The sequence below is a fragment of the Pseudothermotoga sp. genome (assembly GCA_025060105.1).
Lineage (GTDB): Bacteria > Thermotogota > Thermotogae > Thermotogales > DSM-5069 > Pseudothermotoga_A.
The window spans coordinates 22,219-34,566 of sequence record JANXCS010000002.1 but is presented as its reverse complement, the minus strand read 5'-3'; the positions used below and the strand labels follow the sequence as shown (position 1 = coordinate 34,566).

The following is a 12,348-nucleotide window of genomic DNA, read 5'->3' as shown; positions in this document are numbered from 1 at the left end:
CCTCAAAGTTCAAAACCCTCTATGTGTTCGATACCATTTTCACTAACTTCAACAACATCGATGCGCAAAGCCTCGTATTTGGGCTTTCGCTTGATCAAGTATTCTCCAACCGCAAGCTCTATTCTTTTGACTTTCGAACGATCAACCCTTGTTCGTGGTGAAAACTCGCTCTTTCCACTTTTAACTTCAACAAAAACGAGGTACTCTCCGTACCTCGTCACAATATCTATTTCTCCAAAGCGTGTTCTAAAGTTACGCTCGATTATCTTGTATCCCTTTTTTCTCAAAAACTTCGCCGCGACTTCCTCAGCTTCCTTCCAATTCAAGCATGTATTCCGGGCACAACGATGTGCCCATCCTTGCGTTTTGGAAAGTTTAACCTGATAGCTTCCACATCCTCGAATGGTCTGACTGTGTCTTCTCTCAGTTCAGCGTTTGATTCGATTGGAGTATACATAGGTTCAACCCCGCTGACATCCACCTCATTCAGTAATTCCATATAGTCGAGTATCTCTCGCATATCCTTTTCTATGGATTTTCTCTGCTCTTCACTCAATTGAAGTCTTGCCAAACTTTCAAGATGTTTTACCAAAATCTCGTCTATCTTTATCAATCACCCTTACCTCCTTCAAAATCTCGATACTCGCATTGGAAGCTTTCAAATTTTCCTCGACGATCCTTCTGTATATTTCTGTCCTATATATTTTAACATGCGGTGGCGCTGAAATACCTATCTTCACTTCAGAGCCCTCTATTTTTAGCACCGTCACCTCTATCTCATCGGCAATTATGAAACTTTCACCTATCTTTCTTGCCAGCACGAGCACATCGGTCACTCCTTGCGCATTTTTTTCAATATCTCGTTGCTCCTCTGAAGTTCTTCATCTATTCTATGTTTGAGTTTGTATTCGCTTCCTTCCAGCAGCACCTGTTTTGCCAAATTCTTCCTTACATTGATCACTATTGGTGCGAAGAGGTTAACCGTTGCCTCGTTTGGAGCTTTTTGAGGTATGGTGACGATCACCCACACTTCGACGTCTTCGATGCTTTCCAGTTCGAGATCCATTTTATCGGCTTCGCTCAATTCGAAGGAATAATCCACTCTCAAAATCCAAGGATTCACAACGGGAAACGCTACCGTTGGATCTTCAAGCGAGGTAAGCCAACAGAAAGGCTTTGTCTGCTCCAGCTCGACTATGGTGAACTTCCGAAGATGTTCAAAACCTGGTATACCTTTCTCAAACAGTAAGATCTTGCCTTCGTTAACTTCTATCTCTCCGAGTTTAGTTTCGCACAACAAGTTATCTCACCCCTAAGAAATGAAATCCACCAGAGTGTTCCTCAAAAGGTTCGCAGCTGATCTCAGCGCTGCGTTCAAAACGGCTTGTTTCATGGAAAGATTGGTCACCGCTTCCGTTATATCCACGTCGCGTTCCCGAGATAGATATTCAGTCATGAAAGTGTTCAGCTCGTCTAGCCTGTTTAAAGCTGCTTCCACAACCCTCTGCATAGCACCAATTTTTGCGAGATTTTCTGATACGGACTTCTCAAGATAGTTCACACTGGCGAGTGCCACCTCACTGAGAAATCTTTGATCGTTCCTCTCTAAGGCTTTCAGCGTCATGTCCAAAAGATTGAAAACACTCTGATTGGCGTCCGTCACGAATAGATCTTTCACGTTGATACCATACTCGAGTGGATATCCAAGCACGACGGTGGATCTACTCGACAGCGCTTCGGGTTTTACTTGGATCTCACCATCTTCGCTCACGGGGGGCTTGTTACCCTCCAAACCAGCGAAGATGTAGTCTGAACCAACCTGAGTGTTGGCGATTTGAATCAACTGCCGTTTGATTTGAGCAATCTCCTGTGCTATCGCAAGTCTTTGATCAGCTGTGAGTGTCCCATTCGATGCTTGAACCAACAATTCCCTCAACCTTTGATAGAGCTCGCTCACCTGTTGAACGGCTGTGTCGTAACCCTTAACGATGTTCTGCACATAATTCGTGTTGCGTTCGTACTGCTCCAACTCGCGCAGTCTGCTGTCAAGGTTCGAAGATCTCGTTGCTAGAACGGCATCATCGCTTGGATATCTCACCTTAGTTCCAGAAGAGATTTGATCGTGCAACTTTGAGATCTGATTGATTACCTTCTGAATGTTGTATAGGACTCTGTCACTGGTCATTCTGTCTGTGACTCTCATATTATCACCTTCCCACTACACCAAGCTTGTCGATCACTCTGCCGATCATTTCGTCGACGGCAGTTATGACACGCGCCGCAGCAGCGAATGCATGCTGATATTTGATCATGTTCGCCATCTCTTCATCGAGAGAAACACCTTTGACGCGTTCCCTTTCTTGATCTATTTCCAACCTCAAAGCCTCGTTGTTTTCCCTCATTTTCTGCGCCGTTTCTGACTCAACACCGAGTTCTGCGATGATACCTCCGAAATATTCGAAAAAGCTTTCCTTTCCGTCTGCGAGCAATCTTTCATACTTGGCATCACGCATGTATCTAATTATGTCCACGTTGCTCAAACCGACGGGTAAAATCGAGGATGCGTTCCAAGCGTTGTTGAAGAGAGCTTTTCCTGCATCGATTGCGAGCGCCTCAGAGTTGGTCTTCAAGACGCTCGAAACATCCCAACTCATGACGAAATAGAAAGGTTCAGTCCTCTCTCGCCTGTTAATGATGAACAGCTCGCTCACATTCAATCTACTGCGCAAGCTGTTGAAATCATCACTCTTCGAGATGAGCGTGAACTCCTCATCCCAATCCGCATTAAAGTCGTTTGGATCGGCGTTCGTGTCTATCAAGCCTAAAGCTTCGAACAAACCCTTGGGTCCCACAATGTTGAAGTTTCTCAAATCGAACTCGAAACTTCTTCCTGCTCTCAACACAAGTGCACGATGAGGTGTCAAATCCGCAAGAACACCCGTATTTGCCTCGTTGATCTTTTTGACCAAACTCTCCAAAGTGTCGATGGCTGGATCTATGTGTATGGGTGTGTTACCGATGTAGAGTCGATAACCCGTTGAACCATCGAAATTCGTCGAACCGCGAAAGATATTCTCAAGAGTTGCCGTTGGTTTCAACACATCAAAAGTTTTATTCTTAGCGCGCACTTGGGTGAGAAACCCTAGTTCGTCTTTTATCTGGACTCTGCTCCAATCGAAATCGAGATCTTTGGAGGGAAGAAGTACAATTGATCCGTTCACAACGATGGCTTTTATATTTGTGAGCTGTCCATTCACTTGGTCTTTAATTGATTCGATCGTCGTCGACTCATCGATCGATAGGTTCAATGTCTCAGAATGTTTCGCTCCACTGGGAAACGTCTCTTCAAAAACGAGTGTGTATGTTCCTGGAGACAGGTTAGAAAGATCGTTGAAAGTGATGAACGTTTTTTGCTGCGTTTCGAAACCGAGTGTTTTCAGAACGTTCGAAGCTTCATCAATTATCAAGACATCGTTGAGGTTCACACCACTTTCAGAAGTGTCTAAGATCAATCTGAATGCTGATCGGGATGGGGCAGGTTCATGTTGAACTGTTCGGAGTTTTAACCAGCTTGTTAAGTCAACTTCGCCTGTCGGGCCGACTAGGTCATTCACGGTTGTTCCTGCTAGTATATCTCGTTGTTCTGAGCTGATGCCATCGAAAAAAATCAGTCTCCCTGCTTGTGTTAACGTTGTGCTTCTGATGTCTGATTCCGTGTAGCCATGCAAACCTGTAGCCGTTTTGATGGGACCTGACATCATTCTTCTACTTCCAACGATCCTGAAAACAGCGGGTTCCGGTGTTTCAACGGCAGGGTTCAGATTGAAAAAGTTCAGATTCGTCGTTTTCCCAGAGGCATCGAAACCTGCTCTGTGTATGAGATTCAGTTTATCCGTCAGATTGAGCGCGAACTCGTCTAAATAGATCATGTACCTGACCAAAATCGCATCCCGCAAATCTATGAGGGCCTTCAATTTCCCATCCAAAATGCTCAACTTCGTTATACCAACGAACAACTCGTAGAAACCTTTACCGTAAGGTCTTTCTAAAGCTTTCACGTAATTTTGCACAGATCCAGACAACACCACCTGATCGCCAAACGTTAGAATTGTTTGACCGTCTTCCGTTTCTCTGTAAGTTATGTTCCCATAACTCGCCAGTTCATCCAAGATCCTGTCTCTCTCATCAAGCAGATCGTTCGGAGTGGTCTTCAAAGCTATAGCGATCCGTACCTGCTCGTTTATCTCCTTGAGTCTCGAAACGAGCTGGTTTATCTTGTCAGATAAAAGTTTTATTTCTTTATTTATATCTTCGCGAAGCTGTTCAAGCCTCGAGTATAAATCCTTAACCGCGTTCACCAGTTCTTCAGCACGTGAAACGATTTGTCTTTTTGCTGCAGAGTTCGACGGATCACTCATCACTTCTTCAAAGGAGAGGGCAAACGCATCGTACAGATTCCTCAACCCATTTCTACCTGGCTCAGCCAATAACTGTTCAAAGAAATGAAGGTTTGAAAAAATCGTGTTCCAATAATTGTACCTGTTCGAAACTTGACGGAACTGAATGTCCAAAAACAGATCCCTCACGCGTTGAATGTCTTTCACCTGAGAACCAGTTCCCAACATGAGGGGTATAGATGGTTGTGTTAAAGTTGTCAGGGGTATTGGAGGTGTAGGTTCGATCACGGGACGTTGGCGTGAATAACCTTCCGTGTTGGCGTTGGCTATGTTGTGACCAACGACATTCATAGCAAGCTTATGTGTATAGACACCGAGCAGTGCGGTGTTCAAAGTACCAAAGAGGCTGAGGTTAGCCATGACATCACCTACCTAGATTCTTCTTTCATTGTTGACGCATCTCCTAAGTTATTTATCGGCAGGAAAATCTGTCAATTCAGCCTTCAGCTTTGAAACCTCTTCGTGGATTTGTTTCTAGGCGGGCCTTCGCGTTGTAGATAGAAAAACTTGGAGGGTTCAAAAGCTTCACTATGAAATCAAAATACGCTTGGTGAAATTCACTCAGACTTCGCAACCTTTCCACTTTGTGAGAGAGGTTTTTGAGAAGATCGACGATTTTGAACAATCTCTCCATCAAAAGAGGATGTTGCTTGCAAAAATCGAAAAAATTGATGGTATCACTCAATCCAAATTTTCTTTTGACTTCTTCAAAAACATCCCTACGTTTCTCATCCAACTGAGAGAATTCAGTCAGAAGGTTTTCCAATTGGAAGAGAGTTTCCTCAAGATGGGATGTGTTCTTACTGCTGAGGGACAATTCACAGCGCTGTAACTGTTGATCTATCTGCAACAAAAAACTTTCCTCTTCATCGAGGATCGAAAAGAGTTCATCCATCGAGCTTACAGTTCCCTCATTATGTGCCTTGCGATCCTCTCTGGATCGATGGTGTAAACACCTTGTTCTATCGCTGCTCTGAGTTGCTCTACGAGTTTTTCGCGTACTTCGGGAGATTGTTTGGCTTCTCTCAAAAGCTCTGGTATGTTCAGCTTTTCCCCAATCTGCAAAGATTCAGACTCGCTACGTGGTTTTTTCTCAGTTCTGTTGAGGGGAGTAGGTTGCTGGATTTGATAAGGTTTCCCCACACCATTGATCTCTTGCATAAGCCTCCTCCCTCTCTTGTATAATCGTCCGGGTGAAAGAAAATTTTAATTAAATCGAGTGTGGTGATTGCTTGAACAGCTTCGGAAAATACGTTCATAAAAATTCTCCTGTTCACAGAATGAATCCCGCTCTAAAGATCATTTACTTGATCACACTATTGTTTTCTCTATTCACTTTTCAATCGCCATTGAATTATATCACAACTTTTATGACACTGTTCACTCTGATACTTCTTTCCAAAATCGGTGCCAAACTGTTCGTTTCAGATCTTGTCAAAGTTAAGTGGTTTCTGGTAACAATTTTTCTGCTTGAACTGATACCTTTCGGGGCGAGAATGGATCTTTCGATTCTTTTCTCTCGTGCTCTGAGTTCTGTTTACATAGTGGCTATGAGTGTTTTGGCAACGTCTGTGATCTTCAGAACGACTTCCAACGTGATGTTCGCCAGAGGATTCGAAGTGATCCTGAGATTTTTTGGCATGAAAAAGTTGGCGCGCCAAATATCACTTTTGTTAACACTTTCTCTCATTCAAATACCGATCCTCTTCAACCAACTCGAGAGGATTAAAATTGCTCAAACAGTGCGTGGTCAAAGATGGAACAGCAAGAACCTCGTTCAAGCTTTGAGATCTCTCGAATCAATCTTGGTACCTCTGTTCTTTTTCACGCTCAAGCGTGCGGAATCTATTTCGATTTCTCTCGAGATGAGAAAATACGGCGTTTTTTCCCGACCAACACTTTACAAACCCCTTAAGCTCTCCTGGTCAGATTCCTTTGTTGTATTAATGATTGCTTTTTTGCTGTTGGTCAGATTTTCAGGATGATAGAATTAAATTCAGGAGGTGTTGATCATGAGGAAGTTTCTGTCGATAGTCATCTGCACCGTTTTGACTCTGATACTCTTTGCTGTCCCAAAGCGTGTGGCATACGTAATAAACGGTTCTTTAGGTGATCAATCGTTCTACGATTCTGGATATGCCGGTATCAAAAAACTCGAGGAAGACTTCAAAGTTCAAACCAGAGTCATCGAATGTAACTTTGACCCTTCGCTGTATTATCCGAGTTTGATCACGGCGGCACAGTGGGCAGACGTCATATTCGTCATATCTTACGGCTTTGAGGAGGAACTCAAACAAGTTGCTATGAGATTTCCAAACAAGATTTGGGTGAACATAGACACGGTAGTGCAGGACGAGAAAGGTATCATATCGAGCATAGACTATCGTGAAGAAGAAGGCGCGTTTCTGGCTGGGGTCGTTGCAGCCATGGTCACGACAATGGTGAATTTGCCTGGTATCAACCCTCAAAAAATCATAGGTGCCGTAGGAGGAGACGATGACATCGTGATAAGATCGTTCGTTTATGGATATGAACAAGGAGCCAAGTACGTTGATCCAGAGGTTCAAGTGAAGGTGATCTACGTTGGAACTTGGGATGATCCTGCGAAGGGTAAACAAGCAGCGCTCCAACTCTACGCGGAGGGAGCCGATGTGGTTTTCCAGATAGCCGCACTCACGGGTTTTGGAGTGTTACAGGCAGCCAAGGAAGTCGGTAAGTATGCCATAGGTGTCGACAGTAACCAAAATCCATTGGTACCTGGCCACGTGATAACGAGTGATTTGAAAGAAGTTGGTAAATCGATATACACCATTTTCAAAATGATCCTCGATGGTACGTTCGAGCGTGGTAAAGTGTACAGTTTCGGTGTGAAAGAAGGCATGGTCGGCTTGGCTATAGATGAATACACGAGGGCGATTCTCCCGGCGGAGGTTGTTAGGAAGATCATCGAAATACAGAACAAAGTGGCCAACGGTGAGATAAAAGTGAAGCCATACAAACCGTGAGGTGATACAACCTTGCCCCTCATAGAAATGGTGGATATATGTAAAGTCTACCCACCGAACGTGGTTGCACTTAAACATGTTGATTTCTCTGTGGAGAAAGGTGAGATACATGCACTGGTTGGAGAGAATGGTGCGGGGAAGTCAACGTTGATGAAAATCCTTTTTGGAATGGTCAAGCCCTCCTCTGGAGAAATACGTGTGAACGGTGAAAAAGTGCACATAACTAGTCCTGTGGTTGCTACAAAGCTTGGTATAGGAATGGTGCATCAAGAACTAGCACTCGTGGGTTCATTGAAAGTCTACGAAAATATCGTCCTGGGTTCTGAACCAACTCGATTCGGTTTTCTTCAAAGAGAAAGGTCGTTACAAACAGTGAGAAAACTCGCGGAGGAATTTGGTCTGAAGCTTGAAATCGATGCGATCACTCAGGAATTGTCCATCGCCGGTAGACAGAAGGTGGAGATACTAAAACAACTTTACAGGAGAGTGAACATCCTCATCCTAGATGAACCAACTGCCGCGCTCACACCTCAAGAGAGCGAAGAACTGTTCGATGAGATGATCAAGCTCAAAAATCAAGGTAAAACGATCATCTTCGTGAGTCACAAGTTGGAGGAAGTATTGAAGATCTCTGACAGAATCACCGTTCTGAGGAAGGGCGAGAAGATCGCCACGCTGAGCAACGATGGGCATTTGAACATCAATGAACTAGCGGAAATGATGGTCGGTCGGTCTGTTCATCTTGTTTCTGTAAAATCTTCTACAACCATAGGCCAACCTGTATTGACCCTTAGAGACGTCACCCTCGTGGATCGATTGAGTGGTAAGAGGTTGCTCGATACAGTCAGTCTCGTTGTGCGTGAGGGTGAAATCGTCGGTATAGCAGGAATAGAAGGAAATGGGCAGAAAGAATTGGTCGAAGTTTTAATAGGTTTGAGGAAACTAAGCTCTGGAATGATAGAGGTCTTTGGAAAAGATGTGACGAACTTTTCTATCAGGAAAAGAAGATCTTTGATGGCCTACGTACCACAGGATAGAAAACAGGTCGGGCTCGCACTCAAAGCAACGATAAAGGAAAATTTGATCATGACCCATCACATGAATCCTCCTTTGAGAAAAGGGTTTATGCTCGACGATGTAACAGCGAACGAATTTGCCATGCGGTTGATTGGAGACTTTGAAATCGTCTGCAGAGGACCGTTTGAAAAGGTGCAAACCCTTTCTGGTGGCAATCAGCAAAAGGTAGTCACTGCAAGAGAGATAGCTCTGAACAGGGATCTGATCGTGCTCGATCAACCCACCAGAGGGTTGGATGTTGCATCGACTCAGTACATGAGAAGTCAGATAATTTCTCTGAAAAGTCGTGGCAAAGCTGTGCTGCTCATAAGTGCAGACCTTGATGAACTCATGAATCTTTCGGATAGGATCTACGTGATGCGTGCTGGCCGCATCGTGGCTGAATTGGATCCTCGAAAAATCGACAAAGTCGTGGTGGGTTACCACATGTTGGGGGTTAAAGTTTGAAACTTGCAGTACTGTTTCAAACGATCCTTGCTGTAATTTTTGCTTTTTCTGTCGGTGGAGTTTTCATACTTTTACACCACAGCTCGCCAATGCAAGTTTACAAAGCTCTTTACGACTATGGACTTGGATCTTGGTTTTCTCTGTCGAACACCTTGAACGCATCTTTCCCATTGATACTCACAGGCCTTTCCGCTTCAGTTGCCTTCATGTGCGGTGTTGTGAACCTCGGCCAACATGGGCAATTTCTTTGGGGAGCTCTGGTGTGTGCAGTGTGTGGAATTTATCTAAAGCTCCCAGGATGGTTCGGTGTGACATTCTTGGCGTTGCTAGGGGGAATCGCAGGTGCTACATGGGCAGGACTGGCCGCATTCTTCAGAAAGAGATATCGCATGGACGAGTTCATTTCGACGTTGATGCTCAATTTTCTAGCTGAGTATTCGACGTTGTACCTAGCCACTTATCCGTTTTTGGATCCGAAAGCATATGTACCTTCAACGAAGTTAATCAGACGTGAATATTTCATGACGAGCGTTTTCGATGTAAACTTAGCTTTCTTTGTGGCTTTATTCATGGTGTTTTTGTGTTGGTTTTTCGTTTGGAAAACCTGGCGTGGTTATGAGTCGCGCATGATGGGATACAATAAGCTTTTCGCCACTGTGGGAGGGTGTGATGTAGAAGTAAACACTACATCGATCTTGTTGATAAGTGGTTTTCTCTCCGGCCTTGCGGGAGCCTTGATCATACTCGGAGGTACCCAGCACAGGTTCATGAAGGGTATAGGTGCCAACTTTGGCTGGGATGGGGTCATGATAGCCATAATGGCGAACAACCAAATCTTCCAAACGTTGTTTTACGCTCTGTTCATGGGTTTTCTGAAAAATGGAGCTGTTGGTATGGAGTTTGAAACATCAGTACCGTCCGAGTTCGTACTTTTTCTCCAAGCTGTGATCGTGCTCACGCTCGTTGGGACGCGTTCCGGTTTGGTCAATTTAATGGATTGGTTGAAAGCGAAGAAGGAATTACGCAAGTTGGTGAGATGAACCATGTACTCGATTGTTGTTCAACTTTTGCACGCTGCGCTCAGCAGCGCCACACCGATCAATTTGGCAGCACTTGGGGGCATGTTCAGCTTCCACGCCAACGTTTTCAATATAGCGATGGAAGGCATGATGCTGATGGGGGCATACTACGCTGTTTATGGAGCCTACACGTTTGGCCATTGGTTTTACGGCGTACTTTTCGCACTAATCAGTGGGATAGTACTCGCATTGATTTTCTCGATCTTTGTCATCGTACTCAAGGTGGATGAATTCATAACGGGTATAGGCATAAACATGCTCGCACTCGGTTGGACAACTTACTCTTTGAGAGCCACTTTCCATGTTAAAGGTGCTTTCATATCGCAAGCCATACCATCGATTCCCAGAGTGAGCGTGCCATTTGTTGAAAAGGTTCCCATAATGAAAGAAATATTTTCCTCCCATCCGTTTCTCGTCTTTGTGTCAATAATCTCAGCTTTCGTTTGTCACGTGGCCCTCTATCGAACGCGCTTTGGTCTGAGACTTAGGGCTTCAGGTGAGGAGCCGTCCGCAGTGGCTTCGGTTGGGTTGAGTTCAAGCACACTCAAGCTTTGGAGCGTTATATTGTGTGGATTGCTTTCATCAATGGCTGGCGTCTACCTCTCGCTCGGATACGTGACTTTGTTTGCCGAAAACATGTCGAACGGTCGTGGATGGATATCCCTTGCGATCATCATCTTGGTTCGTGGCAAGCCTGGACCGATCATGTTCATGTCTCTGATTTTTGGACTTCTTGAGAATCTCGGTTTGTTGTTCCAAAGGTACGCAATTCCGCCACAGTTCACAGCGATGCTACCTTACGTTGCCACGCTCTTTGTCCTTTACAGTTATGCTAGGAGGGCGAGAACTTCATGAAGGCTTGGCAATATGAGCATACAATGAGGAGAGAAGCAAAATTCGATCCAACCTGGAAGTCTGAGTGGGGAGATATGACACAGCTTTCAGTTTTTTCGAACGACCTAGTTTCGTTGTTCTGGTCGAGCCGCGTTCCAGGTTCCGGTGCACCAGAGTGTCTCATGGCGGGAGCAATACAGTCAGTTGAAAACATGGGTCGAGATGTCTCGAGAGCTGAAAAGTTGTTCGAGGATGGTCTCAAATTTTTGGAGGAAAAAAATTTTGAAGAGCTGAAAGTTGTGACTGCATCAATATTCAATGAGCTTGAAAAAGCTCCCATCGTGAGGGATCATCCATACCATTCGTTCGAAAAACCTTCAAGTTGGAAAGCGATATCCAATCAAATATCTCATGAAAGCTTTCGATTCAATTACGAAAGGTTGTACAGTTCAGTGCTTGGTGGATGGTTCGGTCAGATCAGTGCAGCGAGTATGGGCACAAAATTCGAAGGGTTTTTTGGTGAACAATTTGAATCTTTTGAGAGAAAAGATCTGCCGAATTTTGTTGAGGAAGAAGGCGGATACAATGATGATATTGTTTACGAAGTCGTAGCCATGGAAGCTCTCTACAACTCGGTAAAACCTTCTTCCAGGCAAATCGCTTCGTATTGGTTAAAATTTGTCCCGTTTGGTTGGAGTGCCGAGTACGTGGCTCTGGAAAATCTCAAAAGAGGTATTTTCCCTCCAAAATCTGGTGCTTTCAGAAACCCGTTTCAAGAATGGATCGGCGCTCAGATGAGGTGTATGCTGTACGGACTAATGCATCCTGCACGCCCTTACGAGGCTGCTCGGTTTGCTCACATGGATTCGATCGTTTCACATGCCGGCAATGGTGTCTATGGTGGAATGCACAGTGCGGTGCTCACGTCACTCGCCTTTGCATTCAAAGATCCTAGACAAATAATCTTGAAATCCCTGGAGTACGTTCCAAAACACAGTGAGTTCGCAAACGTTTTAAGAAGAGCAATCAATTGGTGTGAAAACACAAGTTGTTGGAGGCAGGTGAGGGAAAAAATTGAAGAAGAGTTCAAAAATTACAATTGGATCCATGTGTATCCCAATCTTTGTTGTGTGGTGACAGCACTTTGGTTCGGTGAAGCGAATTTCGATGCGAGTATGGAGATAGTCTTAAAGATGGGTTTTGACGTTGATTGCAATGCTGGAGAAGTTGGAACTGTGTTGGGAGTTTTGCTCGGGGTGGAATCGATACCAACCTGTTGGTTAAAACCGTTGCGTGGAACAGTCAAAACCTATTTGAAAGGTTTCGAAAAACTTTCAATAGAACGACTTGCCAAGAATACTTTAGAACTCTTCAGAAGATTTTCCCCGTGAACTTCGTGGTTAACTCTTGACATTTTACGTGAGTGATGCTTTATAATATCGTGACTCG

14 protein-coding genes are annotated in these 12,348 nt (G+C 44.5%); 6 read left to right on the top strand and 8 right to left on the bottom strand.

What is annotated here, in order from left to right; genetic code table 11:
• Positions 1-2: 2 nt before the first annotated feature.
• From NZ875_01825 to flgM, 8 genes are all read right to left on the bottom strand, one after another.
• Positions 3-326 (bottom strand): YraN family protein, encoded by a 324-nt coding sequence (locus NZ875_01825; GenBank protein ID MCS7174475.1) that lies wholly within the window; start codon positions 324-326, stop codon positions 3-5.
• Complete coding sequence (gatC, locus tag NZ875_01820; protein ID MCS7174474.1) at positions 323-613, bottom strand: Asp-tRNA(Asn)/Glu-tRNA(Gln) amidotransferase subunit GatC; 291 nt, start codon at positions 611-613, stop codon at positions 323-325. Before gatC ends, NZ875_01825 begins: the two co-directional genes overlap by 4 nt.
• Positions 576-827 (bottom strand): carbon storage regulator CsrA, encoded by a 252-nt coding sequence (gene csrA / locus NZ875_01815; GenBank protein MCS7174473.1) that lies wholly within the window; start codon positions 825-827, stop codon positions 576-578. Before csrA ends, gatC begins: the two co-directional genes overlap by 38 nt.
• 5 nt (positions 828-832) lie before the next feature.
• Entirely contained in the window at positions 833-1,300 is a 468-nt protein-coding gene (gene fliW / locus NZ875_01810; GenBank protein MCS7174472.1) for a flagellar assembly protein FliW, read from the bottom strand.
• A 12-nt stretch (positions 1,301-1,312) separates the two neighbouring features.
• A complete protein-coding gene (flgL, locus tag NZ875_01805) occupies positions 1,313-2,203 on the bottom strand; it encodes a flagellar hook-associated protein FlgL (GenBank protein ID MCS7174471.1) in 891 nt (296 codons plus the stop codon).
• Positions 2,204-2,207: 4 nt separating this feature from the next.
• The gene (flgK, locus tag NZ875_01800) at positions 2,208-4,817 is read right to left on the bottom strand and encodes a flagellar hook-associated protein FlgK (protein MCS7174470.1); all 2,610 of its coding nucleotides are present in this window, start codon (positions 4,815-4,817) and stop codon (positions 2,208-2,210) included.
• A 76-nt stretch (positions 4,818-4,893) separates the two neighbouring features.
• Complete coding sequence (locus tag NZ875_01795) at positions 4,894-5,352, bottom strand: flagellar protein FlgN (protein MCS7174469.1); 459 nt, start codon at positions 5,350-5,352, stop codon at positions 4,894-4,896.
• 5 nt (positions 5,353-5,357) lie between these two features.
• Complete coding sequence (gene flgM, locus NZ875_01790; GenBank protein ID MCS7174468.1) at positions 5,358-5,618, bottom strand: flagellar biosynthesis anti-sigma factor FlgM; 261 nt, start codon at positions 5,616-5,618, stop codon at positions 5,358-5,360.
• A gap of 71 nt (positions 5,619-5,689) precedes the next feature.
• On the opposite strand from flgM, the gene NZ875_01785 reads away from it, so the two are divergent.
• Genes NZ875_01785 through NZ875_01760 form a run of 6 tightly spaced genes read left to right on the top strand, consistent with a single transcriptional unit; the run spans position 5,690 to position 12,290 of the window.
• Entirely contained in the window at positions 5,690-6,442 is a 753-nt protein-coding gene (locus NZ875_01785) for an energy-coupling factor transporter transmembrane protein EcfT (protein ID MCS7174467.1), read from the top strand.
• A gap of 27 nt (positions 6,443-6,469) precedes the next feature.
• Positions 6,470-7,462, top strand: a complete 993-nt coding sequence (locus tag NZ875_01780) for a BMP family ABC transporter substrate-binding protein (GenBank protein ID MCS7174466.1) — start codon at positions 6,470-6,472, stop codon at positions 7,460-7,462.
• A 12-nt stretch (positions 7,463-7,474) separates the two neighbouring features.
• Complete coding sequence (locus NZ875_01775) at positions 7,475-8,986, top strand: ABC transporter ATP-binding protein (protein ID MCS7174465.1); 1,512 nt, start codon at positions 7,475-7,477, stop codon at positions 8,984-8,986.
• Positions 8,983-10,026 (top strand): ABC transporter permease, encoded by a 1,044-nt coding sequence (locus NZ875_01770; protein MCS7174464.1) that lies wholly within the window; start codon positions 8,983-8,985, stop codon positions 10,024-10,026. Before NZ875_01775 ends, NZ875_01770 begins: the two co-directional genes overlap by 4 nt.
• 3 nt (positions 10,027-10,029) lie before the next feature.
• On the top strand, positions 10,030-10,920 hold the full coding sequence (locus NZ875_01765; GenBank protein ID MCS7174463.1) for an ABC transporter permease: 891 nt from the start codon (positions 10,030-10,032) through the stop codon (positions 10,918-10,920).
• Positions 10,917-12,290 carry an ADP-ribosylglycohydrolase family protein gene (locus NZ875_01760; protein MCS7174462.1) on the top strand — a complete coding sequence of 458 codons (1,374 nt, stop codon included), beginning with the start codon at positions 10,917-10,919 and terminating at the stop codon, positions 12,288-12,290. The genes NZ875_01765 and NZ875_01760 overlap by 4 nt, the downstream gene beginning before the upstream one ends.
• Positions 12,291-12,348 lie beyond the last annotated feature (58 nt).

What these genes read in the sequence shown, in the direction of transcription:
- flgM (MCS7174468.1), bottom strand. Translation starts at nt 5,618, where the DNA reads ATGCAAGAGATCAATGGTGTGGGGAAACCTTATCAAATCCAGCAACCT.
- NZ875_01795 (MCS7174469.1), bottom strand. Translation starts at nt 5,352, where the DNA reads ATGGATGAACTCTTTTCGATCCTCGATGAAGAGGAAAGTTTTTTGTTG.
- flgL (MCS7174471.1), bottom strand. Translation starts at nt 2,203, where the DNA reads ATGAGAGTCACAGACAGAATGACCAGTGACAGAGTCCTATACAACATT.
- flgK (MCS7174470.1), bottom strand. Translation starts at nt 4,817, where the DNA reads ATGGCTAACCTCAGCCTCTTTGGTACTTTGAACACCGCACTGCTCGGT.
- NZ875_01765 (MCS7174463.1), top strand. Translation starts at nt 10,030, where the DNA reads ATGTACTCGATTGTTGTTCAACTTTTGCACGCTGCGCTCAGCAGCGCC.
- NZ875_01780 (MCS7174466.1), top strand. Translation starts at nt 6,470, where the DNA reads ATGAGGAAGTTTCTGTCGATAGTCATCTGCACCGTTTTGACTCTGATA.
- NZ875_01760 (MCS7174462.1), top strand. Translation starts at nt 10,917, where the DNA reads ATGAAGGCTTGGCAATATGAGCATACAATGAGGAGAGAAGCAAAATTC.